The 25,883-nt window shown below is 47.6% G+C and carries 21 protein-coding genes and 1 pseudogene; 6 read left to right on the top strand and 16 right to left on the bottom strand.

Annotated features, from left to right (window positions below; translation table 11 throughout):
* Positions 1-360 precede the first annotated feature (360 nt).
* Positions 361-1,728, top strand: coding sequence for a TolC family protein (locus tag G493_RS0110140; RefSeq protein ID WP_028580287.1), 1,368 nt, complete (start codon positions 361-363; stop codon positions 1,726-1,728).
* 113 nt (positions 1,729-1,841) lie between these two features.
* Entirely contained in the window at positions 1,842-4,199 is a 2,358-nt protein-coding gene (locus tag G493_RS32065) for a mechanosensitive ion channel family protein (RefSeq protein WP_051309199.1), read from the top strand.
* A gap of 420 nt (positions 4,200-4,619) precedes the next feature.
* On the opposite strand, the gene G493_RS0110130 is transcribed toward G493_RS32065, so the two are convergent.
* Positions 4,620-5,363, bottom strand: coding sequence for a VWA domain-containing protein (locus G493_RS0110130; protein ID WP_028580286.1), 744 nt, complete (start codon positions 5,361-5,363; stop codon positions 4,620-4,622).
* A 406-nt stretch (positions 5,364-5,769) separates the two neighbouring features.
* On the opposite strand from G493_RS0110130, the pseudogene G493_RS34810 reads away from it, so the two are divergent.
* The 3 genes and pseudogenes from G493_RS34810 to G493_RS0110120 form a co-directional block, all read left to right on the top strand.
* Positions 5,770-5,931, top strand: a pseudogene (locus G493_RS34810) (TetR family transcriptional regulator); the annotation flags it as partial.
* Positions 5,932-5,958: 27 nt separating this feature from the next.
* Complete coding sequence (locus G493_RS0110125; RefSeq protein ID WP_028580285.1) at positions 5,959-6,432, top strand: CerR family C-terminal domain-containing protein; 474 nt, start codon at positions 5,959-5,961, stop codon at positions 6,430-6,432.
* Positions 6,433-6,881: 449 nt separating this feature from the next.
* Positions 6,882-7,508 (top strand): MlaC/ttg2D family ABC transporter substrate-binding protein, encoded by a 627-nt coding sequence (locus G493_RS0110120; RefSeq protein ID WP_028580284.1) that lies wholly within the window; start codon positions 6,882-6,884, stop codon positions 7,506-7,508.
* Positions 7,509-7,720: 212 nt separating this feature from the next.
* Here G493_RS0110120 and ureG read toward each other — a convergent pair whose 3' ends face one another.
* The 15 genes from ureG to G493_RS0110035 form a co-directional block, all read right to left on the bottom strand.
* The gene (gene ureG / locus G493_RS0110115; RefSeq protein WP_028580283.1) at positions 7,721-8,335 is read right to left on the bottom strand and encodes an urease accessory protein UreG; all 615 of its coding nucleotides are present in this window, start codon (positions 8,333-8,335) and stop codon (positions 7,721-7,723) included.
* Positions 8,336-8,342: 7 nt separating this feature from the next.
* Entirely contained in the window at positions 8,343-9,050 is a 708-nt protein-coding gene (locus G493_RS0110110) for an urease accessory protein UreF (RefSeq protein ID WP_205623665.1), read from the bottom strand.
* Entirely contained in the window at positions 9,010-9,459 is a 450-nt protein-coding gene (gene ureE / locus G493_RS0110105) for an urease accessory protein UreE (RefSeq protein ID WP_028580281.1), read from the bottom strand. Before ureE ends, G493_RS0110110 begins: the two co-directional genes overlap by 41 nt.
* Before the next feature lie 2 nt (positions 9,460-9,461).
* Positions 9,462-11,165, bottom strand: a complete 1,704-nt coding sequence (gene ureC, locus G493_RS0110100; protein ID WP_028580280.1) for an urease subunit alpha — start codon at positions 11,163-11,165, stop codon at positions 9,462-9,464.
* A gap of 2 nt (positions 11,166-11,167) precedes the next feature.
* Positions 11,168-11,479, bottom strand: a complete 312-nt coding sequence (locus G493_RS0110095; RefSeq protein ID WP_028580279.1) for an urease subunit beta — start codon at positions 11,477-11,479, stop codon at positions 11,168-11,170.
* A 17-nt stretch (positions 11,480-11,496) separates the two neighbouring features.
* A complete protein-coding gene (ureA, locus tag G493_RS0110090; RefSeq protein ID WP_028580278.1) occupies positions 11,497-11,799 on the bottom strand; it encodes an urease subunit gamma in 303 nt (100 codons plus the stop codon).
* A 25-nt stretch (positions 11,800-11,824) separates the two neighbouring features.
* Positions 11,825-12,658 carry an urease accessory protein UreD gene (locus G493_RS0110085; protein ID WP_028580277.1) on the bottom strand — a complete coding sequence of 278 codons (834 nt, stop codon included), beginning with the start codon at positions 12,656-12,658 and terminating at the stop codon, positions 11,825-11,827.
* Complete coding sequence (gene urtE, locus G493_RS0110080) at positions 12,658-13,353, bottom strand: urea ABC transporter ATP-binding subunit UrtE (RefSeq protein ID WP_028580276.1); 696 nt, start codon at positions 13,351-13,353, stop codon at positions 12,658-12,660. The genes G493_RS0110085 and urtE overlap by 1 nt, the downstream gene beginning before the upstream one ends.
* Position 13,354: 1 nt before the next feature.
* Positions 13,355-14,185 (bottom strand): urea ABC transporter ATP-binding protein UrtD, encoded by an 831-nt coding sequence (urtD, locus tag G493_RS0110075; RefSeq protein WP_028580275.1) that lies wholly within the window; start codon positions 14,183-14,185, stop codon positions 13,355-13,357.
* Positions 14,182-15,273: an urea ABC transporter permease subunit UrtC gene (gene urtC, locus G493_RS0110070; RefSeq protein WP_035274168.1), complete on the bottom strand. Its 1,092-nt coding sequence runs from the start codon at positions 15,271-15,273 to the stop codon at positions 14,182-14,184. The genes urtD and urtC overlap by 4 nt, the downstream gene beginning before the upstream one ends.
* Positions 15,274-15,277: 4 nt before the next feature.
* Positions 15,278-16,906, bottom strand: a complete 1,629-nt coding sequence (gene urtB / locus G493_RS0110065) for an urea ABC transporter permease subunit UrtB (protein WP_084813517.1) — start codon at positions 16,904-16,906, stop codon at positions 15,278-15,280.
* Between the two features lie 64 nt (positions 16,907-16,970).
* Positions 16,971-18,260 carry an urea ABC transporter substrate-binding protein gene (urtA, locus tag G493_RS0110060; protein ID WP_028580272.1) on the bottom strand — a complete coding sequence of 430 codons (1,290 nt, stop codon included), beginning with the start codon at positions 18,258-18,260 and terminating at the stop codon, positions 16,971-16,973.
* 662 nt (positions 18,261-18,922) lie between these two features.
* On the bottom strand, positions 18,923-19,864 hold the full coding sequence (gene trxB, locus G493_RS0110050; protein ID WP_051309198.1) for a thioredoxin-disulfide reductase: 942 nt from the start codon (positions 19,862-19,864) through the stop codon (positions 18,923-18,925).
* A 14-nt stretch (positions 19,865-19,878) separates the two neighbouring features.
* The gene (locus G493_RS0110045) at positions 19,879-20,094 is read right to left on the bottom strand and encodes a YgaP family membrane protein (protein ID WP_028580269.1); all 216 of its coding nucleotides are present in this window, start codon (positions 20,092-20,094) and stop codon (positions 19,879-19,881) included.
* A 281-nt stretch (positions 20,095-20,375) separates the two neighbouring features.
* On the bottom strand, positions 20,376-23,126 hold the full coding sequence (locus G493_RS0110035; protein WP_028580268.1) for an RND transporter family protein: 2,751 nt from the start codon (positions 23,124-23,126) through the stop codon (positions 20,376-20,378).
* Positions 23,127-23,836: 710 nt separating this feature from the next.
* On the opposite strand from G493_RS0110035, the gene acs reads away from it, so the two are divergent.
* The gene (gene acs / locus G493_RS0110030) at positions 23,837-25,825 is read left to right on the top strand and encodes an acetate--CoA ligase (protein ID WP_028580267.1); all 1,989 of its coding nucleotides are present in this window, start codon (positions 23,837-23,839) and stop codon (positions 25,823-25,825) included.
* Positions 25,826-25,883: the final 58 nt, after the last annotated feature.

Here is a 25,883-nt window from a genome sequence, read left to right as displayed (position 1 = left end):
AAGCTCTCACTGAGGAGGTCAGATGAAACCCTCCAGCTGCCTTGCAAAAAAGTTACCGGAAGTGTTGAATCAGGCTGACCGTATAATGTCGTTACAACACATCATAAGAAGATGATGTGCCAGCGAGAAGCTATCGAAAACCTTGTCAGGAAAAGAAATTGTCTGTAATACACTAGTCTAGTAGACTGATGCGATCACCACAAGGATAAAAAGAAATTCCTGTAATAAAATAGTGTTTTGGATTTCTCCATACCTGTGTTTGAATGATGATACAGTGGTCAGCTGGTTTCCCTGTTTTTTGGTATTACAGTTCTGTGGTACCTTGCAAATGTTACCATATCTTCAGTTGGAGAGAGCACGATGCAATTCAGACGATTGGGATGTTTACTGTTGATGTGCCTGATGGGAGTACCGTTGCAGATTACCTTTGCAGCCCCTGATGAGCTCTCATTGGATAAAGCGGTTCAACTTGCGTTACAGCACAATCCGAGTATTGATGTCGCCCTCCAGCAATGTCGGCAGGGAGAAGGGGTTTTGCAGCAGGCACGCTCAGCCTATCTGCCGCAGGTCTCCCTTGGTGCTGATTATGGACGGCAGTCCATTGACGGCCTGACCCCTGAAGATGAAGACAATGTCGGGCACGGTTCAATTGCCCTTTCTCAGTTGATTTATGATTTTGGAAAAACTACCGGGGCCATTGATGCCGGTAAATTTTCCCTGCTTGCCACCAATGCTAACCTTCAGCAATCCTTTTTAGATGTCATCCTCCTGGCCAAAGAGGCGTTTTATAATGTTTTGGAAAAACAACAACTCGTTGAGGTGAGCCGGGAAACTGTAACCAATTACGAAAAACACCTGCACCGTGCCAAACGGTATTATGAGGCCGGGGTTCGTACCCGGGTGGATGTTACCAATGCCCAGGTAAACCTCTCAAATGCGAGGCTGGAGCTTGTACAGGCACAGTCGAATCTGAAGTCAGCCCTGGTATCGCTTAACAGGGCTTTAGGGAGCAATTCGAAACAGGATGCTTATGAGGTGGTATTCGAACATCAGCCTCTTCATCTGCTCGCCCAAAAAAGGCCTGCCATGTCCACTTCCCTTGACACTCTCCTTACAACTGCTGTCGAAAATCGGCCAGATATGCAACAGGTGCAGTTTCTTGTGAATGCTGCCCAGGCGAAGGTTCGTCAGGTCAAAGGACAATTTCTTCCATCCCTGCAGGCCAAGGGCCGATATGATGATTATGAAACAGATCTTTCGTCCCTGCGTGATCAATGGAGTCTAGGGGTTGGTCTAACCTGGGAGTTGTTTTCAGGCTTTCGTACCCAAGGGGAGATGGTGGAAGCCAAATCCAGATTCCGTGAACTCCAGGCTGGCATGCATGAGCTTGAACTCGCTGTTACCCAGGAGGTTACGGAGAGTTATCTGCGGGCAGAAGAAAATAGTCAGAGCGTTACCCTGGCCGATGAAACGTTGATACTTGCCCTGGAAAACCTTGATTTAGCCGAAGGTCGTTATAAAGCTGGTCTGAACGATATGATAGAGTTCAACGATGCTCAGCTTAATCTCTCTGCAGCGAGAACCAGTCTTGTTTCTGCTTATTATGGGTATCTGGTCAGCCTGGCCAGAATCGAAAAAGCTACTGGCGTTGCTGAAGGATTGGTATTGCCGGAAGATGGGGGGCTTTGCAGCTCGCCACATTGGAAGGAAGGGCCCATTAAACATTGACCAGCGCCCCTCTGCAAATGATCTGCTTGAAGTCTTTGCTTTACCTGTTCCTTCATTATGGACAGGCATTAACCAGCTATCCGTGATCCATGAAAAGACAAAAGGAGGGACAGATGATACAGGGAGGGAGATTGAAACACAGCGTTGTGTTGCTTCTTTTTGTCGTACAAATTTTTACAAGTATTGATCTTGCGTCAGCCCAATCCTTGGCGGAGAGTGAACGTGTGCAAGCGTTGGATTTCGTGCAGGATCAGGCTCAACTTGATAGTGTACTTGCAACCATGGATGACCAACAGGTACGCGAGGTCCTTCGGCAGGAACTACAGCAAAAGCTGCAGCCTTCACAAAATCATCAGGTTGCAGAGAAGAACGTGTTCACATATATACAGGGTTTGCTGCATATATTGCAAGGTGTCACGTTTGAAGATATTGAAGATGGTGATGGTGCTGCAGGATTCGCAGCTGCTATGAAACGCATTCCAGCAGATGTTGCTGCTGCGTTTCTGCAGGTGGGCGATGGAACCGTTGCTGGTTTTGCACTTCAGCTGGCCCTGATTGTGGCGATACTTGTCGCATCTTGTGGTGTGGAATACTATTTCCATCGTGTAACGGGAAATGCAACATTGCAGTTCCCGGAAGTCAAGGCAAGTGACGAGCTTGGGGGAGGTCGTCTGATTGCGGCCTGTCTGGTCCTGTTACCTGCTGTGGTGCATCTGCTGATCTTTACCTTAACAGCTTTTTGTACCTTTTTTCTTCTTGGCGTTGAACAGTCTGCTGTCCGCATGGCATTTATGGCGTGTCTGCTGGCCATTGCACTTGGCAGAGGCATGTCGCTAATAATGCGTTTTCTTTGTGCTCCTGATCATCCAAATCTTCGTATGCTTGCCATTGATGATCATCTGGCCAAATCCCTCTACAAGGGATTACGCTTCCTGGTCTGGTACCTGTCCGTTGGGCTCTTGCTGTTTACCTTCTTGAAAGAACTGGGAGGAATCAGGCCCGGCTATCAAGCGCTGTTGGTGCTGGTTGGGACCCTGTTGATTGTTTTTCTTGGCGGGGGCATGGTGTTTTGCAAAGATACTGTTGTCCGGGCGATCATCAGTGAGCATGGGGGAGGGATTTCATGGGCTCGCAGGCAGATGGCTCAATTTTGGCATATTCTTGCACTGTTATATCTGTTTGTCGTCTGGTTGGTGTGGATAAATTCTGTCTTTTCTGGAGAAATCAGGAATAACGGAGCCTTAATTATCAGTTTACTGATTGTTCCTATTTTTTTAGTCATTGATCGCTTGGGGTTCTGGGTTATCGGTAATATTGTCGAAGCATTGGAAATACAACCGGATCAGGAAGAAGAAGAAAAAAAGAAAAAGGCCCTGGGTGAAGACTATCGTCCTCCGGAAGAGCGCATTGATACCATTCGTCGTCTCCTTACACAGGCAGTTCGCCTCTTCATCTTTTTTATCCTGGCTATATGGCTGCTCAGTTTGTGGGGGTACCCTTTTCCTTATGGATATGCAATTGTAGACGCAGCATTTGATATTTTAGTAACCCTGGCTCTGGCTCTCTTTGTCTGGCGTTTCACTTCCCGGTTTATTGAACGCAAAATAGCAGAATCCATGCCGGAAGAGGAAGACGTCCCTGAGGATGATGGCGGTGAATTCGGCAATGTCAGAAACTTTGGGCGCAGCTACACTCTGCTTCCACTTATACGGAAAATGGTGGCAATGAGTCTCATGGTGATGGTGACCATGATAATTTTGTCTGCAATAGGTATAGATATAGGTCCTCTTCTTGCCGGTGCTGGCGTCATTGGACTCGCGGTAGGGTTTGGAGCTCAGAAGCTGGTCAGTGATGTATTCTCTGGGATTTTTTATCTGCTAGATGATGCCTTTCGCGTTGGAGAGTACATAGAAGCTGGGACTGTTAAAGGCTCTGTGGAAAATATAACCTTACGTAACGTCATGCTTCGACACCACAGAGGCATGTTGCAGATTGTTCCCCATAGCGAGCTTGGTTCCATAACCAACTATATGCGCGGTGGTATTGTGGTGAAATTCAACCTTGAATTTCCCTATGATACTGATGTGGAAAAAGTACGTAAGATTATCAAAAGAGTCGGCCAGGCCATGCTGCTGGATGAAGAACTCGGTCCGGATTTTATTTTACCGGTCAAGTCCCAGGGTGTGTATGAGATTACCAACTCAGTCATGGTTATCCGGGTGAAGTTTACCGCGAAACCGGGGCGGCAGTTTTTAATACGCAGGGAGGCTTTTCGTAGAATCACAGAGGCTCTGGCTGCCAAAGACATTCATTATGCCCACCGTAAAGTTATTGTCGAGGTCCCCCAGAACGGGCAGAATCAGCCGTCACCGGATCAGATAAAACAGGCCGTTGAAGCTGGTGCCGCTGCAGAGCTGATTAAACAGGGGGGAGAGCAAGCCCTTGAAGAAGATGTTCACAAGTTACCATAAACTTGGTTTGATGAGTTTTTAAGAGATTTTGGCGGAAAAGGTGATTTCATTCGGCGTTGCCAGTGCTGCGGGAATACGATTAGCACTTTTTCTTCTTGTTTTTCTCCCGGATGTGAAAAGCATTTGCTTTCGGGCATGCCATAGCCCGTGAAGTTCGGGAAAAAACAGGGACCTAAGAATACGTCGGCATGCTTTTACAGGTTAGAATTGTTTGAACCAGAAAAATCTATTTCGCTTATGCGGAAAAATCTTAAAGACCTAAAACCCGTAATTGTAAGCGATGAAATAAACGATGAAGTAAGCGATGAATAGTCTGCAGTGAAATCGAATTGAGAGTGAGCAGTGTATATAAAAGAGTGGGCTTGTTCATACAAGCCCACTTACAACAGGAAATGCTAATGATTTGGCTTGAGGTCTCGTTTATTTTTTTCTTCTGCTTACTGCAGCGAGTCCAGCCAGGCCAGCTCCGAACAACAGCATGGTGGTTGGTTCGGGAACTGTTGGGTTGTAGTTCTGAATTTCAGTCAGTTTTGCAGCGGTAAAGTCTGCTGTGAATGCTGTGGGGTTACTTTGCAGGTAAGAAAGATCAAATAATCCGTGATACCCATCAGTGGTGGAGAAAACAGCATCATCCCATTGATTAAAATAGTATTGATACGTGATTACATTGAGCAATATACCACTGGTCGTCATAAGAGAACCCAGATCTGTCTCACTGATACCACTGTATTGATCACCTTCTTCATCGGTAAGCAGAATCAGGACTTTTGCATAATCACCGCCTGACCAGTTGAACCCGTTTGTGGACCATTCTGCCGCATGATAGCCTCTTTCCTGATACCCGTACAAACTTGAACCTGCAGCGTTTGCCTCTGAAATTACAAGACTGATATCTGATGTAAGATCTTGGAAAACATTGGAAGAACTTTCGGTGCCAGCATAGTACTCATAACCAGCGATTCCGTAGTTTGCTGTAATGCCTGCTGAAGAGATAGATGAGGCAATGGTACTGATGCTGTTGCTGATCCAACCGAACTCATCACCCATACTGCCCGATTGATCGACCATGAATACCACGTCAGCATAGCTGGCTGCAGAAGCGTTTTGTGCCAACCCCAATCCCATTGCTCCGATTGCTACAGCCGTCAATATTTTCTTTTTCATTTCACTTCTCCTTTTTTGAAATGAGTAATAATCGTCTTAGTGCTTTTATCTAAAGCAAACAGCGTGCCATTGATTTTCAGTTTATTGTCGCAATAATAACAATAAGTTAATGTTTTGTATTTTTTAATGCTGTGGATACAGTTTTCTTTAGGACGGATTAGCGAATTTTTTTTTCATAAATCTGGAATAATACCTGGGGGAGAATGGTTTTATGAATTGAGCTGTGCACATCAGCTTGTTCTCGCGTATAGGAGTGGGTAGATGTAAGAGAGCGGCAAAGACCAAATTACAGTATAGGCAACCGTCTGATCTGTCGCCTTTAAAATACTGTTGACATTTTTTGGTCAAATGACTAAATTTCTAGGTCAAATGAAAGTTTAAGATCCAGAAAGGCTTTGGTGTGTAAATAAGGGAGGAACGTACACTGGACACGAAAGAGACGCTGATTCTTACAGCAGGTAAATTATTTGCGGAATTTGGCTTTGATGGGGTCAGTACTCGGGCAATTGCTGAGAGGGCCAACGTTACCCTGGGAAGCATTCATTACCATTTCGGGACCAAAGAAAATTTATATATCGAAGCATGCCGGAGAGCTATGGGGGCCAAAAAAACCAATGGCTTTGCTGATGCTTTACAGGAAAATTCAGCCCTTATGGAGTCTCCCGAAGGCCTGGCAGAATTGATCCGCATGGTTGTGTTTCGCACCTTTCATGATTATTTCAGGCCGGAAAGAAAACAATGGGAGCGAAAGATACTTGTGCGTGAAGTCGTTAACCCTTCATCCGCCATGCCCAGGATTTCTGAGCAGTTGTTCATGCCGGATATCTTGGCGACTCGTGCCGTGTTCAAAAGAATTAAGCCATCGGCAACCGATGAAGAGGCTGATATATGGATGGATTTACTCCATGCTCAAATATTTTTCTATTCAGCGGCAGAAGATACTTTCTGCCTGCTGCAAGGAAAGGAATATATTGACCAAGAATTGTATCAACATGCTGCACGAGCAGTGGCCAAAGCAATGATTTTGCTTGTGCAGCTTCCGTTACCCCGGGATTTGCGCGGAGATTGATTGTGTGTATCCGGGGGAGAATCTGTAGAGTGGTAAGGAAGATGGATGCGTTAATATGTCATCTTGTTCGATGCGACCGTTGTAATAAAATGGTTGCCATGGAAAAAGTTAATCTTCTTCCAGGAAAGAACTTATGTAACCGTTGTCTCTATAAAGTAGAATTATCGCAAGTTGTTTCGAAAATCTGGTGTTTGAGAAAAAGGACCTGATTTGTATTCAGTTTGTGTATTTTACTGTTTCTGTGTATTTAAGCATGTGCCCGGTTTGGGGTAATTTCGGGTCGCGTTGAAATCGAAGTCCATGTTCATCAAAAAAGGTTTTCGTACCCCTTGGAACATTTGTTGCTATAATTGGACTATCGTTTTCAGACAATATGCAGAGTTTCTCAATATATTGCTGATAAAAATAATGGAAAATGCATGTTCGCATGTAATAACGAGGAGATAAAAATGAGGCGAAGACTCTTTGTTTTGCTCATGATTGTTTTGCCATGCTCATTGAGCCTTGCTGTACAGGTCGGTGCTGCCACCCAGGACCCGACAGATCAATTGCGTCCTCTGATTGATAAGGTCACTGATATATTAACTGATTCCTCTTCAGCTCATCACAGTAATGAAGAAAAAGTTGATAGAGTAATGGAGATTGCCCGCGATGGTTTTGACTTTGAGGAGATGTCCAAGCGGGTATTGGGGTCCCGATGGCGGTCACTGTCAGCCCAGGAGAAGTCCAAGTTTGTTGATACCTTTACAGAGTTATTGAAATATGCATATGTGAGACAGATAGACAGATATTCGGGTCAGCGTATAGAGTTTTTGGACCAGAGGATTCGTGGAAAAAGGGCTGAGGTCAAAACGTTGTTCCTTGATGGCGACACTCAGATCCCTGTCTCGTATATTTTGATTGATCGAGAGGGAAAATGGTTGATTTATGATGTGGTTGTCGAGGGGGTAAGCCTGATTCGTAATTATCTGGAACAGTTTCAGGAAATATTGCGAAAAGAAGATTTTCAGGGACTTATCGTCAAGTTGGAGGCAAAAATTACTGAATTAAAAAACAGTCCCACACAAGAATCCTAGTCTGGGTTTTTCGTAAGTGGTTCAGGTGCTGTGATACATACAGGGCGATTGTCTTTGTGAGGCAATCACCCTGTTTTCATTAGAGTGGGTTAGGCAGACTCGGCAGGTATTCAGCCCGGGAGACTATTGGTCGATTCCCCATATTTCTGCTTCATTTATACTGACCTGAGACATAATGATGTAGCACGTGCAGCTGGATTGTTCTGGGCCTGTTATGGCAGCATGCCTTCACGTTCAATAAACGTGATGATTTCTTCAAGGCCTTGGCCGGTTTTCATATTTGCAAAAACAAAGGGGCGTTCTTTTCGCATCTTCCTGCTATCCTTGTCCATCACATCCAGTGATGCACCCACGAAGGGTGCGAGATCAATCTTATTGATAACCAGCAAATCGGATCTGGTTATGCCTGGGCCGCCTTTACGCGGAATTTTGTCTCCAGCAGCAACATCAATGACATATATTGTCAAATCTGCCAGTTCTGGGCTGAATGTCGCGCTCAGGTTATCTCCCCCACTTTCAACAAGGATGAGATCCAGTTGGGGGAAGCGTTTTTGCAGTTCATCAATAGCTGCCAGATTCATGGATGCATCTTCACGAATGGCTGTATGGGGGCACCCTCCTGTTTCCACCCCCATGATACGCTCTGAAGGCAGGACCTTGCTGCGTATGAGGAATTCCTGGTCCTCCCTGGTGTAAATATCATTGGTTACCACAGCCAGCTGGTATTTTATCGACAGGCGGCTGCAGAGCTGTTCAAGGAGAGCTGTTTTGCCTGAGCCAACAGGGCCGCCGACTCCAACTCGCAGAGTGTGTTTTGTGTGTGTCATGGAGTAATTAGGAACGATAAAGTCTGGTATATTGGGTTTCGTGCAAACTGGATGCCATGGCCAATGCAGGCGATGAGCTGCCAATTTGTTCGTCTTGTATTTGTATTGCACTTTTTACGACAGGCGCAATATGTGTACGTAGCTTCATGAGGATGCGCTGTCCCTCGGTTTGGCCAAGCGGGATGGTTTTTATCCCGGCAAGGACTTGATTTTCCAGCCAACTCCAGCAGTATCCTGTTGCTGCCGTTTCAATGTCTACCTGCCAGCTTACAGTAGCACAGACGAAGCCTGCCAGTTGGCTTTGTTCAAGCAAGGATGGTTCAACCCACTCTGGCAGCAGGTCAAGTCCCTTGAGAAGTGAGCACATCGCTTTCCCCCTGTTTATTTCTTCCTCACGTAGTTCAAAGGTTTCTCTGCAGGCAAGCAGCGTTTTGCACCAATGTGACAGGGCTGCGGAATCTCTTTTATGGTATGCTTCAGCCATTCGCATGAGGATGGGCAAGTCGACCTTCGCAAGAGGGCCATGCAATGATTCTTTGAGCCAGGTTGCAAGGGATGTGCTGTCATGAACCCAGTCTTGTTCAATGGCCCATTCCAGCCCCTGGGAATAACTGAAAGCACCTGTTGGCAGAGATGGACTGACAAGTTGGAGAAGAGCTACATGTGCTGCCGGATTAATGGGCATGGTGGTGTCCGTGTTCGGCGTGTGATCCATATGCTCCATGTTCGGGCTCAAAAGGAAGGGAGTCTGAAAACACTTCAGCTCCCAAGCCTTTTACCATGTCATCTAAGACATGATCATGTTGATATCTTGCTTCTCCCTGGTCAATTTGCAGGGGCACATGTCTGTTTCCAAGATGATAACAGATCCTGGCAAAGAGCAGCGGGTCCTCGCAGCGAACGATTGAGATTAGTTCAGGTGCGGCAATGACTGCAATGATGGTATCCTCTGCCTGAAGCACATCCCCCCCTCTGAGTACGGTTCCTCTGGGAAGGATGATCCCGGCTTCTACACCGTTGTCCAGGGTGACTTTGATTCGACTTTTCAACCGCAGATCCCAGGGGAGAGTGAGCGTTGTCCAGGGGGCTGACGCGGGGGTGGTTTTTGTCGTAAAGGTAAGCATGATTAAAAGAGGAAATAGCGTTGTGCCATGGGGAGTACCTTGGCGGGTTCACATAACAGAAGCTGGCCATCGGCGCGAACTTCATAGGTCTGAGGATCAACTTCAATAAGCGGCTGGTAGCTGTTGTGGATCATATCCTTTTTACCGATTGAACGACACTTTGAACATGCAGCTAAAATCGATTGCAGTCCAAGAGACGAACCTATTCCAGATTCCAGGGCAGCTTTGGAAAGAAACGTCATACTGGTGGCTTTGGCAGCCTGCCCATAACTGCCGAACATTGGGCGATAGTGCACGGGTTGCGGAGAAGGAATAGATGCGTTGGCATCGCCCATGGGTGCGGATGCAATCATACCGCCTTTCAGAATAAGGCTTGGTTTCACGCCAAAATGCATGGGTTTCCACACGACCAGGTCAGCAAGTTTCCCTACCTCGATGGAACCCACTTCATGGGCAATTCCATGGGAAATAGCAGGGTTAATGGTGTATTTGGCAATATATCGTTTAATTCGAAAGTTATCGTTCTCCATCGGATCCTCAGGCAGGCTTCCACGCTGCACCTTCATCTTGTGAGCGGTTTGCCAGGTGCGGATAATTACCTCACCGACTCTTCCCATTGCCTGGGAATCTGAGGCAATCATGGAGAATCCTCCCATATCATGGAGAATGTCTTCAGCAGCAATGGTTTCCCTTCTGATACGGGATTCAGCAAAAGCCACGTCTTCGGCAATTTTGGGATCAAGGTGATGGCAGACCATGAGCATGTCCAGGTGCTCGTCTATGGTATTGATGGTGTATGGCCTGGTCGGATTTGTCGATGAAGGCAGTACGTTGGCTTTACCACATGCACGTATGATATCAGGCGCATGGCCTCCACCTGCACCCTCTGTGTGATAGGTGTGAATGGTTCTATCCTTGAATGCAGCCATGGTCTGTTCCACAAATCCGGATTCATTCAACGTGTCAGTATGAATTGCCACCTGAATATCCATCTTATCCGCCACAGTGAGGCAGTTGTCTATGGAGGCAGGGGTTGTGCCCCAATCTTCATGAAGTTTTAGCCCCATGGCTCCTGCAAGAACCTGTTCTTCCAGGGCCTCTGGCAGGCTGGCATTCCCTTTACCAAGAAAACCCAGATTCATGGGAAACACATCGGCAGCCTGAAGCATTCGGTGAATGTTCCATGGCCCTGGCGTGCATGTTGTCGCATTTGTTCCGGTGGCTGGACCTGTTCCCCCTCCAATCATGGTGGTTACACCACTGGTCAGAGCTTCTTCAATCTGTTGGGGACAGATGAAATGGATATGTGCATCGATTCCACCAGCAGTGACAATGGAGCCTTCTCCGGCAATGGCTTCAGTTCCAGGACCGATAATAATGTCAACTCCTGGCTGAATGTCTGGATTGCCTGCTTTGCCTATACCACTGATACGGCCATTTTTGATACCGATGTCAGCTTTGATTATTCCCCAATGGTCAACGATGAGTGCATTGGTAATGACAGTATCAGCTACTTGAGCCCCGCATTTCTGGCTTTGTCCCATTCCATCTCGGATAACCTTGCCACCGCCGAATTTTACCTCATCGCCGTATATGGTACGGTCTTCTTCCACTTCCAGCCACAGTTCAGTATCAGCCAGGCGCACTCTGTCGCCGGTGGTGGGGCCGAACATTTCCGCATATGCCTTTCTTGAAATCCGTACCATAATCAGTCCTCCACCTTGCCCATAACCTGAGCATTAAAACCATAGATTTTCCGTTCACCTGCAAAGGCAACCAACTCAACCTGTCTCTGCTGTCCGGGTTCAAATCGAACTGCGGTTCCAGCAGCAATATTTAAACGAAACCCTTTGCTTTTTTCTCTGTCAAACTGCAGAGCTGGATTGGTTTCATAAAAATGGTAGTGGGATCCGACCTGTATGGGACGATCTCCGTTGTTTTCCACGGTTATGCTCACAGTGCTTCGTCCCTGGTTCAGTTCGATTTCACCTTCAGCCGTACGTATCTCTCCTGGTATCATCAGCTGCTCCTTATCATTCAGACTATGGGGGTATGGACCGTAACGAGCTTGGTTCCATCTGGAAAAGTAGCTTCAACCTGCACTTCTTCAACCATCTCAGCTATTCCATCCATGACATCATCCCTGGTCAAAAGGGTCCGGCCATAGGCCATGAGTTCTGCCACGGTCTTGCCTTCTCTGGCTCCTTCCAGTATAGCTCCACTGATATACGCGACAGCCTCGGGATAGTTGAGTTTAAGGCCTTTTTCTTTACGGCGTTCAGCCAGAAGCGCAGCTGTAAATAGCAGGAGCTTATCCTTTTCTCTTGGTGTCAGTTCCATAAGTAGTATCCTTGCAGTGGTTGCATTATGTCGTCCAGATTCTTGGCGGACAGGCTTCACAGTTAAAAAGGGCCGGCCTCAGGCTGGTCCAGATATGTTGAAAAATAGTCCTGGCTTCAAAGGTTGAGAATCCCAGGTATCTTGCCACCAGAATTTCGCCGGCCAGGGTTACAGATATCATGGCACCGTTAAGGAGGGGGAGGGACTCCCTGGCTTTATGAACCAGAGACTGATTTGCGTTGGTTGCCAGAAAAAGCCCGTTTACCGGATAACCGTGTAAACCTGTCAGGCTGTTTAACTGATCTGCTGTTTCGATCTGCAGTCGATCGATGAAGACAGGGGCGTTATTTCTGTACAGGCAAAATGAGTTGGTCAGGCTTCCGTGGTCAAACGCTCTGTTCTGGGTGGGAAGGCCAAGGCTTACAACTTCCCAGCCCATGAATTGTCCTTCCTGTTCCAGGTCTACCCTGGTTTGTATTCGTGCATGGGCTCCTGGGAAAAGTATGGTATCCTGTGGAAACCATTCCAGGTTTCCCCCGTTTATGGAAAGCTGGGTGTTCTGGTGTGCTGTAAGCCCGTTTGAACGATAAAATTTTGTCGCACCCGGAGTGGTTATCAGTGCGTGGCTGTGCGGTTCGGAAGAGGTTTCGATATGTAATGCATCACCGCCAACCACTCCACCTGGCGGGTGGAGGATACAGACGTGGCATACCTTTTGTTCCGGGTAAAGAGGGCGTTGTACCATGAGCGGGCCCTGATGCCTGTTTTCCGCAAGGACAGTGGTGTTACCTCTATGTTCAAAAGCGAGGTTCAAAGAAGCCCGCCAGCCCTCACTGTGCTGTTGTTTGGCTGTGCCCATTAAACTGTAAGATATTCGCGGATCAGGTTTTCGTTCAGTGTGTCGATGTCTCCGGAAGCCATGGCGCGCCCACGGTCCAGTATGGCAAATCGGTCGGCAATGGCCCTGACAAATTTTAACTTTTGTTCTACCAGCAGGATGGTCATGCCCAGTTCACTTTTAAGTCTTTGGATGATATCACCGATTTCCTGGACAATATTCGGTTGGATGCCCTCGGTGGGTTCATCAAGTATAAGCAATTGAGGATCAAGGACCAGGGCTCTGCCAATGGCAAGTTGCTGCTGTTGTCCACCGGAAAGATCCCCACCTCTCCTGTTCAGCATTTCATGCAATACAGGAAAGAGTTCAAAGATCAACTCAGGAATGGCCTGTTGTTTTTTTCGTCCGCTTTTTAAACCTATTTCCAGGTTTTCCCGGACCGTGAGTAGTGGAAAAATTTGTCGTCCCTGGGGGACATATCCTACTCCAAGTGCAGCACGTTTTTCAACTGCAAGTTTATGTAGCGGCTGATCTTGCAGGAGTATGCTGCCTGATGCAATGGCTTGATGTCCCATAATACAGGAAAGCAGGGTGGTTTTTCCCACACCGTTGCGTCCCATCAGTGCCGTGCACTGACCTGCAGGTACCTGAAGCTCAATATCCCAGAGGGTGTGGCTTTCTCCATAGTACTGATTGAGTTGTTCGATCTGTAACATGCTATTCTCCAAGATACACTTCCACAACCTGTTGATTGTTCTGTACTTCATCCATGGTTCCTTCCGCCAGGATGGATCCCTGGTGGAGTACAGACACTTTGCGGGCGATGGAACGGACGAAATCCATGTCATGCTCCACAACGATAACCGAATGTTGGCCGCTTAAAGTGGTAAGCAACTCTGCTGTTCGTTCCATTTCCTGTTGGGTCATACCTGCCACCGGTTCGTCGATGAGCAGCAGTTTGGGGCTCTGCATGAGAAGCATGCCAATTTCAAGCCACTGTTTCTGGCCATGGGAAAGGGAACCTGCCCTTGTCCTGATTTGTTCTTTGAGTCCAATAAGGGTTGCGACTTCATAAATCGAGTCTTTCTGCTCGCTTGAAAGTTTTGCCTTCAGGGTTTTCCATACCGATTTGTCTCCGGCCATGGCCAGCTCAAGGTTGGTATGGACTGTATGCTCTTCAAAAACAGTAGGCTTTTGGAATTTTCGACCAATACCTTTGGCAGCAATTTCAGGTTCATCCAGTTTAAGGAGGTTTATTCCCTGCCCAAACCAGGCAGACCCGATGTCTGGGCGTGTTTTACCGGTGATGATATCCATCATGGTTGTTTTTCCGGCACCGTTGGGGCCTATTATGCAACGTAATTCGCCATCATCAATGTACAGGTTCAGGTCATTGATGGCCTTGAATCCATCAAAACTGACACTTATCCCTTCCAGGTACAGAATAACTCCATGGCTTAAATCAAGCTCAGGGGGAATGTCCGGAACGAGAAAGGGAAAAACTTCCTCTCTGTTGAGCAGTGAACGAAGGGAGCTACTGCTGATCATCGGTGAGCCTCCTGCTTTTTAAATAATCCGGCAACACCTTTGGGAAGAAACAGTGTAACCAATACAAAAATGGCTCCAAGTCCGAAAAGCCAGGCATCCGGAAAGGTGACTGTAAGAAAACTTTTGGCATAATTAACCAGCAAGGCACCCACTGCTGCTCCATAAAGGGTCGCACGACCACCTACCGCCACCCAGACTACCATCTCAATGGAGTTGAGCGGGGAAAATTCGGTTGGATTTATGATTCCGACCTGAGGGACGTAAAGAGCTCCGGCAAGTCCGGCGAGCATGGCGGAAAAGGTAAATATCCATAATTTGATATTTTCAACACGATAACCGATAAAACGCAGGCGTGCTTCCTGATCTCGGATGGCCAATGCTGCCTGGCCAAGACGGCTGCGTGTGATATATCGGCAGGAGATATACCCAAAGGCAAGGGCCAGAGCAGAAGCAATAAACAGGCCTGCACGGGTGGAGTCGGATTGCAGTGAAAATCCAAGTAAATCTTTGAAATCAGTGAGTCCGTTGTTGCCGCCAAAGCCCATTTCATTTCTGAAAAAGGCAAGCATCAGTGCATAGGTCATAGCCTGGGTGATAATGGACAGGTATACGCCTGTCACTCTTGATCGAAAGGCAAACCATCCAACGACTATGGCGAGGAGGGCAGGGACAATCAGGACCATGAGCAGGGTAAACCAGAACATGTCAAACCCATGCCAGAACCAGGGAAGATCTTTCCAGTTGAGAAATACCATGAAGTCCGGAAGCAGAGGGTTTCCGTAAACACCCCTATCCCCGATCTGGCGCATCAGGTACATCCCCATGGCATAGCCACCGAGAGCAAAAAAAGCCCCATGCCCCAGGCTGAGTATACCCAGATATCCCCAGACGAGGTCTACGGAAATGGCTAACAGGGCATAGCAAAGATATTTCCCCAATAGAGCCATGGTAAAGGTCGAGATGTGTACCGGGCTGTTTTCCGGAACGACGAGGTTGCAGACAGGCACTGCCACCGTGGCCAGTAAAAGTAGAATAAGCAGAATGATGCCTGCTCTATCTCCCCGAAGGGAAGCGAATAATGAGATCATGAAATTACTCCGCAGCGCGTCCTTTTTGAGGAAAGAGTCCCTGGGGACGTTTCTGGATAAAGAGGATGATCAATACCAGGATAAGTATTTTGGCAAGAACTGCTCCGCTCCAGGGTTCAAGGACTTTATTGGCAATGCCCAGTGATAGGCCGCCAAGCATGGTTCCCCAAAGGTTGCCGACGCCTCCGAATACAACCACCATAAACGAGTCGATAATATAGGATTGTCCGAGATTAGGTCCCACGTTGGTAAGTTGGGAGAGAGCAACTCCGGCGATACCAGCAATACCTGACCCAAGCCCAAAGGTGAGAGCATCGACTTTTGCTGCATGTATTCCCATGGAGCGTGCCATAGCACGATTTTGTGAGACAGCACGTACCTGCAGTCCCAGTGAGCTCTTTTTCAACAGGATGTAGAGCGTTGTAAAAACGAGCATGGCAAAAATGAATACAGTTACCCTGTTGGTTGTCAGCGAAAGCACTGGGTTGATGGCCAGAGAACCGGTCATCCATTCAGGGGTTATGACAGAGCGGTTAAGGGGGGAGAAAATAGAGCGCACAGTCTGCTGCAGGATAAGACTGATGCCGAAAGTTGCCAACAGGGTTTCCAGGGGACGCCCGTAAAGAAAACGAATAACTGACCTTTCAATAATCACTCCCACCAGGCCGGATACGCAAAAAGCTGCAGGAATGGCCAGGGCCAGCGATAGCCCTATATGGTCTGGCATGCATTGCTGCAGTACATACGTTGTGTATGCCCCGATCATGATCAGTTCGCCATGGGCCATGTTGATAACGCCAATTACTCCGAAAGTGATGGCCAGGCCAATGGCTGCGAGAACCAGAACTGACCCCAGGCTCAATCCAAAGAACAGGGTTTCTAATTTTGCATACCATTTGACTTTGGCTTCTATTGTATGAAGTGCCTGCAAAGCCTTTTTTTGGACCGCCTCACTGTTTTCCTGGGTGGTGATTTTTTTCAGTTCATTACGAACAACCGGTGTCAGGCTGCCGGAAAGCGTGTCCAGAGCTTTAAGTTTTTGGGCCTCGTCGTTACCTTTCAGCCAGGAAATTGCGATTGCCGTTTCAAGTTCTCTGCGAACAGCTTTATTCTGTTCCTTGGTTTTGAGCTCTTCGAGCATTTGCACTGAATCGGCAGTGATTTCTTCCAGCATACTTTCTACAGCATTGGCCCTGACACCTGGATCGGGATGTTGAAGATTGATTTTGGCAATGCCTGATTTAAGGGCACCGCGTAGCGCATTGTTGATGGTGATTTTTTTAAGCTGTCTTGTTTGCAGAGTTCCCAGATCCTGTTGCTGGAGAACTCCTGTAACAGCGTAACCTCCCTTTGCCGATTTGACTTGCACCACGGTCTGGTCTGTCCTGAGCAGGAAAAGTTTGCCGGCAAGAAGATCTTGCAGCACATCCATACTGCGGGGGTCTCCGCTATCTGTGATAAGCTCGACAGCTCGGTTTTTTTCCTGGAATTTTCTGCTTTTCAGAAGGTGTATCCCTTGCTCAAATGATTCCTGGGTCGCAGTCTGGGCAGCAACAGCAGGGAAAAAACACACGAGGAGTAAAAATGGTAGAGTAACCAGGCTCAGAAGAGCACGGTAATGGTGTTGTCCCATGGTTCTATGTACGTTGAAGAGAGTGTGAGCACTCCCTGATGTTACGTCAGGGAGTGCGGGGAGGTTACTCTTTGTTGCCTGCGCAGGTTTTGGTTACAACATTGTAATTTCCGCAGGAAAGAGGCGCTCTCCAATCTGAAATGAGATCTTTAGAGCCTTCCAGGTAATCAGACCATGCATCACCCACAACCAGTCCCGGGGTTTCCCAGACCACATCAAATTGACCGTTTTCCTGAATTTCTCCGATAAGTACAGGCTTGGTTATATGGTGATTGGGCATCATTGCGGAATAACCGCCGGAAAGGTTGGGAACAGTTACGCCAATAATGGCCTCCTGGACCGCCTTGGGATCTGTGGTGCCTGCTTTTTCCACTGCTTTAACCCACATGTTGAAGCCGATGAAGTGTGCTTCCATGGGATCGTTGGTGACGCGTTTTTCATTTTTTATAAAACTGTGCCAGGCTTCAATAAAATCCATGTTTGCGTCGCTATCTACGCTCATGAAGTAATTCCAAGCAGCAAGATGTCCGACCAGTGGTTTGGTGTCAATACCTGAGAGTTCTTCTTCACCAACTGAGAAGGCTACAACTGGAATGTTGTCTGCTGTAATACCCTGGTTACCCAATTCCTTGTAGAAAGGTACATTGGCATCCCCGTTTATTGTCGATACCACGGCGGTCTTTTTGCCAGCTGAACCGAATTTTTTAATATCTGCCACTATAGACTGCCAGTCTGAGTGTCCAAAGGGGGTGTAATTGATCATGATATCTTCCTGGGGTACACCTTTTGATTTCAGATATGCCTCCAGAATTTTATTGGTTGTCCGCGGGTAAACATAGTCGGTTCCCGCAAGAACCCAGCGCTCAACGCCCAGATCGTTCATGAGGTAGTCCACAGCGGGAACGGCCTGTTGATTCGGCGCAGCGCCAGTGTAAAAGACATTCAATGACGATTCTTCACCCTCATACTGAACAGGATAGAAGAGGAGGCTGTTAAGTTCTTCAAAAACAGGTAATACGGATTTTCTAGAAACTGACGTCCAGCAGCCAAATGTGGCTGCAACTTTTTCTTTTTCTATCAGTTCACGGGCTTTTTCAGCAAATAGTGGCCAGTTTGAAGCCGGATCCACAACAACCGCTTCAAGCTTTTTTCCCAGGACTCCGCCTTTTTTGTTCTGCTCTTCGATCAGCATCAGCATGGTGTCTTTCAAGGTGGTCTCGCTGATTGCCATGGTCCCTGACAAAGAGTGCAGAACGCCCACCTTGATAGTGTCGGCGGCTTGTGCGCCGGAAGTTAGTAGGCTTCCGGCGAGTAAACCGCAGGCCAGGGGAAGGGCAAAAAGTTGGTTTTTCATTAGTCTCTCCTGTGAGTCTGTGTTTGAAGAATAAGGGGGATGATTCTGTTCTATCGGTGTTGTGTAGAGGTAAGTGCTCACGGCGCACCCAATCCATCCGCTATCAGCCAGGCTTATGTATGACCAAATACGCTGCACCAATCTGCTTGCGTAAATATCAGGCACCTGCAAGCAGTTACAAATACTGGAGTTAATCGAAGTTATCGGTCTTCTCCTGTGAGTGGTTATGTGCAGAGAGTGTGCCATTATTGCTTTTTCAGCGACATGTGAGGCGTGGAAGGTTGTTTTTGTGTGATTTTTTTTCTACAAAAGTGAAAGGGTGTGGCATGAAGAATGAACAATAAGTTTCATAATTGTTAATAATATGGAGCTGTGTTTACAAAAAAGTGAGTATGGGGTGGCGCATGTTGTTTTTATAGTGAAAAGATCAGGTGATGCTTGCGGGGTGATGTGGAGGGCTAAAAAGGGAGATGGAAGATGGGGGCGTGGGAGTGTCTGAAAAACAGTTTGTGTATGAAGGAAGTTGAAAAAGATCTCCCGGAGGGCGAGCAGATTTTACAGGGCCTGTTATGGTACCGAACATGTGCGGCGGTTCGCCACGGTTGCATGTCAGTTCCTCAAATCTTCTGCAAAATCTGCTTGTGGGAAATCCGGCCAGGATGTTAAAGGGTTTCCTGCTTTGAATCAATGTAATGTGCTGCTGCAAGGGCTGCGGTTGCTCCTTCGCCGGCAGCTACAACAATTTGCTTGGCGTACTTCTGTCTGAGATCGCCTATGACAAAGATACCCGGATTTGTTGTTTCTCCTTTACAATCTGTAACCACATATCCGTCCGCATTCATCGGCGTTCCTGCTGGTATGAGTTGATTGTTTGGATTAAACCCAATGAAAATAAATATGCCATCGGCTTGGATGCTGCTCTGCTCATGGTTGAGGGTGTTCTCGAAGAGAATCTCGTTTACTCCCTGCTCGTCTGCTTTGATTTCAATGGGTACAGTGTTCCAGATTATTTCAATTTTGGGGTCAGCTTTTACGCGTTCCTGGAGGATCATGCCAGCCCGCAGGGTATCTCGTCGATGAACCAGGTAGACTTTTTTTGCTATTTTTGCCAGATAGAGCGATTCTTCGGTGGCAGAGTCTCCTCCTCCTATGACAACAACCGTTTTGTTTCGAAAGAAAAATCCATCGCAGACAGCGCAGTACGATACTCCTTTGCCGTAATATTCATTTTCTCCCGGGATGTTCAATTTCTTTGGGCTACCCCCTACTGCAATGATGACGCTCTGGCAGGGGTACTCATCGCCATTGGTTAAGCGGACGGTATGGTGATTTATACCGGGAATTACGGATTCCACTTCTTCCTGCAGGATTGGAAGATCATAGGATTTGACGTGATGTAAAAAATTGTCCGCCAGTTCCTGGCCAGTGATGTTCTCGATTCCAGGCCAGTTCTCCACCACATCTGTGGCGGCCATTTGACCACCGGGAAAGCCTTTTTCGATGAGTATGGTTTTTAAAGCGGCGCGTTTGGCGTAGATTCCCGCTGTCATACCTCCTGGGCCGCCCCCGACAATAACAAGGTCATACATTTCATGTACGGTCATAACTGTTCCTGTTTTTATCTGGATTCAGGTACTCCAAGTTTTTTAAGGATAAGGCCCAGTGGACAGAATTTCGTCCAGCCGAACTGGAAGAGGTTGAGTCCAACAAAGGCTGTAAACAGTAGCCAGTATTTACTCATGAAAAAAGGGTTGCCGCTGAAGTCAGCCCCCAGAGTAACGCTTATGAGAATAAAAAAGCCAGCTGCAACATGAATCCAATCGTTAATAATCATGAGAAATTTACTCCTGATAGGTTATAAGTATGATCTCTGCTTTACACGAGAAAAAATTTGTTTTTTTTGCAAATAGTTTCCATCTCAAAGATGTTTTTGCCTATATGCAAGATGGGGGAGTGATCCTTGGTGTTACATGACCGGTCAACGGTGCCCTTACCGAATTTTCCCTCCCTTCTTGTCGTGCTCTGTTTGTACGATATGGCTGCCGTGGGCAGATAGCGTACAAAAGAAAGCTTCTTTCAGCAATATTTCCCGGCGGTATAGTAATCTCGCGCTGTTTAAATTTTCAGTGTATTCTCCTTGGACTCTTCGTCTTCCTGGAGAGGGGTATTTTCTGATGTCCCGTCCTGGAAAGATATATCTCCTCCTGCTGCAGTATCTGGCTCTGGTGTTTTAGCTTTACCTTTGTTGAGGGAAAGTGCAGGCGAGATTTCTATTTTAGCTTCTGTATAAAACAACCAGCAAATACTGGGCAAAAGTAACAGTGATGTCAGTAATGCGGCGCCAGTTGCAGCAATAGCTATGCTGCCGCCTGTGCTGAAAAGAGTGAACTGGGTGAACAGGAATGGAAGGGTACCGGCAATGACGCAGCCGAATCCAAGGAGTAGCGGTACGGAATTGTGTTCAATGGCATCTGGTAGCGCTGTGCGGTAGGTGTCGCCTTTTTCCATATACCTGTTCAGGGTATAGAGGATTTGCCAGGTCGCCATGCTGGAGGTGTATACTGCCAGCCCCAGAAACATGGACGAGCAGGGGCTTAAGTGCAGGCTGCCGAATCCCATTATGCCAAGGGTGATGAGCAGGTTGCCAATGCCTGTCGCGCATAGGGCTGTCCCGGTGGTAATTGATCGTGTGCTGAGCGAAAGCAGGGTGGATGTGACTATGAGGAATATACCCCATCGCGCCAGAATAGAGAGGTTGAGTCGTTCGTTCCACTCCGTGTGGGCATGGAGCGGTCCTCGCCAGCTCGTCTCAAGAGGTATAGGCGGCGGTTCTGTTTCAAAGTATTCCAATGCTGTCCGTTCGGTTTTGTGAAGGACAACCGGTGAAGCGTCTTCAAGTAGCAGGAGTATGTCGACTGTGCTGTACGAACTGTTGATAAAGCGGTTGAAGAATTCAGGGTGCCGTCCCTTTTGGTATTGGCGCCATGTCTGCAGAATACCGTTGGTTGTTGTGGGGATGGTGTAGTGTTGTTGTGCACCTTCGTAAAGTTCCTGGTGCATCATCTTGGTCATATCCACTATGGAAAAGACCTTGCTGGCAACTCCTTTATTTCGCAGGAAAAGAGAAAATTGATCAAGGTAGCGGAGAATGTCTGGGTGGGCGAATGGTGCCGATGCGTGGGTGATGCTGGAGAGGCTGTCAAGGGCGATGGACCACAGATCCTGGGAAAGTGCGTCATCTTCCGGGATATTGAGTAGTTCTTGTTGCCACTTGTGGGCAAGAGTGTCGTGGAATTCAGCTGCACTTGTGCTGGCTGAAAGCGCTTCGTCTATTTGGTGCATGATAACGGTGCGCGTGTCAACACCTGCGGCAAGTGGCCTGAAAAGGTTATCCTTCAATTGCAAGGCTATATGTTCCAGTGGTGTGTCTCTGTCTGGTGATTTTATTCTCAAAAAAAGTTGATACGTGCCTGTAAAATTCTTATTGAGCAATTGTTCAGAACGATGCAACGGATGATCCTGGCTGTATAAGGAAACAAGAGGGGGGGATTGTTGAAGGAGAGAAACGCCGAGAGCGCAGGTGAAGGTAACGACACATACTGCAGCAATGAAAGCCAGGGGGGCTTTGGTGATACTATAGGCGAGGTGAGGGAAATCAAAGGTTTTTTCTGGAGTCTCAGGAGGTAAGAGATATGATGCCGCCAGTTTTGACTTTCTTTTCGTCGGCCCGAAGAAAACCAGGCCGGCGGGAATGAGCAGGAGTACCATAAACCATGAAACAACGATGCCGGACGCCAGAACTGCACCTGCATGGAATAGCGGTGTAGAGGTATAGGGAAGCATGACCAGGCAACCTGTAAATAAGCAACACATGAGTTTAAACCAGTTGCCGAGGTACGGTTCAAGGAGTTCAACAATATATTCAGGTTCTTTCTGTGTCCATTTCGCGTTATTATTGATTTTATGAAAAATAAAGAGCCCGCTTAGCAACGTGTATATTGCGATGATGCCAGGCGAGGTGAATATGAAGATGTCTGGCCTGAGACCGGTGGCAAGCTGCGCGACAAGGACAAACATGACGGCGTTGACAATAGGGAACAAAGCCACAAGGCCATGGGTGGCTTTTTTCAGGGAAATGGAAATCGTGGTGTAGACAAGCACACAGGATATAAGAGACAGGAGGATTCCCTTCCAGTAGCCATCCCGGAAAAACGTTTCACGCAATAAGCTCAGTCCTCCATAGTGCACATGATTGCGGGGAAGCTTAAGCTGTTCGATCAGATCTTCGCTGATAGATATGAGTTCACCCGTTACCCCCGGTGAGCGGAGGGGCAGGTACAAAGCTGTTGACTGGCGTCCGCGGGAGATAAGGAGATCGTTGAAGAACAGGTGTTGTTCTGTGCGCTCTATGAGGCTGTCAATATTTTGAGAATCATAAATGAAATTATCAGACATGAGCGGGGTCAGTTGAGCGCTCCCCAGATTTTCTTCAGACACCATGTCCACATTGCACAGGCCAAGGAAATCTGTAGCAATAAAGGCTGGGTGCTCCTTGTCTGTACCAGAGAAATGTTTGAATGCACTGCAGTACTGGTATGCCTTGTGTAATGTTTCTTCTGTAAAAACACCATTCGGCTTACCTGGGGCTCTCAGCGCAATTATCAGGTTGTCCTGCGAGGTGTGGTCAAATTCAGTTTTGTTCTCAATACTAGAAAACGGAAAGCCTTGAGCCAGGCGATAGGAAAGTACAGAGGAGCTTATGGTGATACATGCCGCGCTGCAGGCGATGAGAAATATCATCCCCAGGCCAAGGACCATTTTGGGGCGGGTGATCGCCAGCGTGATGAGTTTGAGTGAAAAAGTCACAGTGTTCCTCGTTTACCTCGCCTGTCGGGCCGACGACAAATTTCCTTTCTCTCCAGGGATGGTACGTCTTCACCCTTTACCGATTGGAAGTGGTTCCTCAAGGGAGTTGCTTTTTGGACAGGTATTTATTGAAATGCACTGGTTTGTATAAAATTATCCATCAGCCTGGAGCAGGTGTCAAGTATGAGAAGGAATGCTTAGGGAAGGGAGGGATGAATGATGGTTCAGATTGGAGGTAGAATTCTGTTGCGGAGTTTATTTTGCAGGAGTCTAGAAAAGTTTTGCATAAGCAAATCTGATGTGAATCTGGTGAAAAAATAAAAAAAAATGATGGTCCAACATGTGTACCTCTGCAGGCCTGTGACAGGTGCAGTCTTTTTCCGGATTATTGAGTTAACTGTTAGATAAAACAGTATGTTTAGTTGCCTGGTTTTGTAATCGCAGAGCTTTTGCAATGGGGTCGCATATAAGGATTTTCGGCCTGGAATGGGAACCGCAACCTCTTCATAGCGCTTGACAAAACAGGCTTTGAAGATTACTCGTATAATCTTATCAGGAAAGGGAGGTTCCTGATAACGTTCGATTTTCTTTCTTCATTGGCCGGCAGAAATCGAGAGTGCGACAGATAAACAGGGCCATTCCGTCAGTTTTTCTTTCAGTAGACCATTGAAAGGAAGAACGTTTCACCCAAAGCTTCAATTGAGGGACATATGAGCGCGCAGGAAGACAAAATCACAAGTTTGTTAAGTGAAGGGAAAACGTTTGATCCGCCTCAGAAGGGGCGTGAGCAGGCTTGGGTCAAGTCTTTGGATGATTATCGTAAAGCGTATAAGAGATCCATGGATGATCCCGAGGTTTTTTGGGCAGAGAGGGCAGAAGAGCTAGTCACTTGGGATAAAAAATGGGATGCAGTTGTAGAAGCCGACCTGACAGTGCCGGAAGTGCAGTGGTTCAAAGGTGGAAAGCTCAATGTGTCAGCCAACTGTCTCGATCGTCACTTAACCGATGGCAGGCGGAACAAAGCTGCCATAATCTGGCAAGGAGAACCAGAGGAAGATGTCAAGGTATATACCTATCAGATGCTGCATTCCGAGGTTTGTCGCTTTGCCAATGTATTAAAAAAGAAAGGCGTTAAGAAGGGTGACCGGGTCGCTATTTATTTGCCGATGGTTCCTGAGTTGGCCATCGCCTTGCTCGCCTGTACAAGACTGGGGGCTGTACATTCGGTTGTCTTCGCAGGTTTTTCTGCCGTTGCCCTGCAGAGTCGTATCCAGGATTGTGAGGCGAAGGTGTTGATTACAGCAGATGCCGTACTGCGGGCTGGCAAGGCCATTCCTCTGAAGGCAAATGCTGATGAAGCACTCCAGGAGTGCGTTAGTGTGGAAAGTTGCATTGTTGTCAATCGTGGAAACACTGCCATTGAGATGCAGGATGGCCGCGATACCTGGTGGCATGAAGAAGTCGCTGCCGATGATATTACGACAGAATGCGCTCCCGAACCTATGGACAGTGAAGATCTGCTCTTTATCCTTTACACTTCAGGCTCCACCGGAAAGCCGAAAGGCGTGGTGCATACTACGGGTGGGTATCTGACATATGCCATGCATACGTGTCAATGGGTGTTTGATCTCAAGGATGACGATGTTTACTGGTGTACGGCAGATATTGGGTGGATTACCGGTCACAGTTATATTCTCTATGGACCACTTGGTTTGGGCGCAACCACTGTGATGTTCGAGGGTGTACCTAATTATCCGGCTCCTGACAGGTTCTGGAAAATTGTTGAAAAATTCAAAGTCAGCATATTTTATACGGCACCGACAGCTATTCGTGCACTGATGCGTGAAGGCGAAGAACATACGCAACGCCATGATATGTCCAGTCTGCGCGTTCTCGGTTCTGTGGGAGAGCCGATCAATCCTGAAGCCTGGATGTGGTATTACGTGAATGTGGGAAAAGAGCAACTTCCCATTGTGGATACATGGTGGCAAACAGAAACCGGTGGAATTATGATTTCACCGCTTCCCTATGCGACACCGTTGAAGCCAGGATCTGCAAGTTACCCCCTTCCCGGCATTGATGCCGCTATTCTCAATGAAGAAGGGAATGAGGCCGGCCCCAATGAAGGCGGGCATCTTGTCATTCGCAGGCCGTGGCCAGGGATGCTCAGGGGGGTATTTGGGGATCCGGAGCGATACAAGAAAACATATTTTAGCCGCTATGAAGGCATTTACGATCCAGAGGACGGTGCCCGGCGTGATGAGGATGGGTATTTTTGGATAATGGGTCGTCTTGATGATGTCATTAATGTCAGCGGACATCGTTTGGGGACAGCCGAAATCGAATCCGCCTTGGTGTCCCATGAGGCTGTTGCTGAAGCAGCTGCAGTAGGTATGCCGCATCCCATTAAAGGGCAGGCTATTTTTGCCTATGTTACTTTGATGAGTTGGGCTGAAGAGACTGATGAGCTTCTCGCTGAGTTACGAACTCATGTGCGTAAGGAAATAGGTCCGATCGCAACTCCTGAGGCGATTCAGTGGGCTCCCGGGCTTCCCAAAACTCGGTCCGGAAAAATCATGCGTCGTATCCTACGCAAGATCGCTGCCAATGATTTTGCAGATTTTGGCGACACATCAACGCTTGCGGATCCGTCGGTGGTTGACCAACTGGTTGAGGGGAAGAAAAAGCTGGATCAATAGACAGGGCGGTAATCTAGACACCCCACTGCAAATAGCATGGATATCAACAGGCAGGGCG

Origin of the sequence: Desulfogranum japonicum DSM 18378 (genome assembly GCF_000429945.1) — a bacterium.
GTDB classification, from domain to species: Bacteria; Desulfobacterota; Desulfobulbia; order Desulfobulbales; family Desulfobulbaceae; genus Desulfogranum; species Desulfogranum japonicum.
This window is presented reverse-complemented; position numbering and strand designations above follow the sequence as displayed.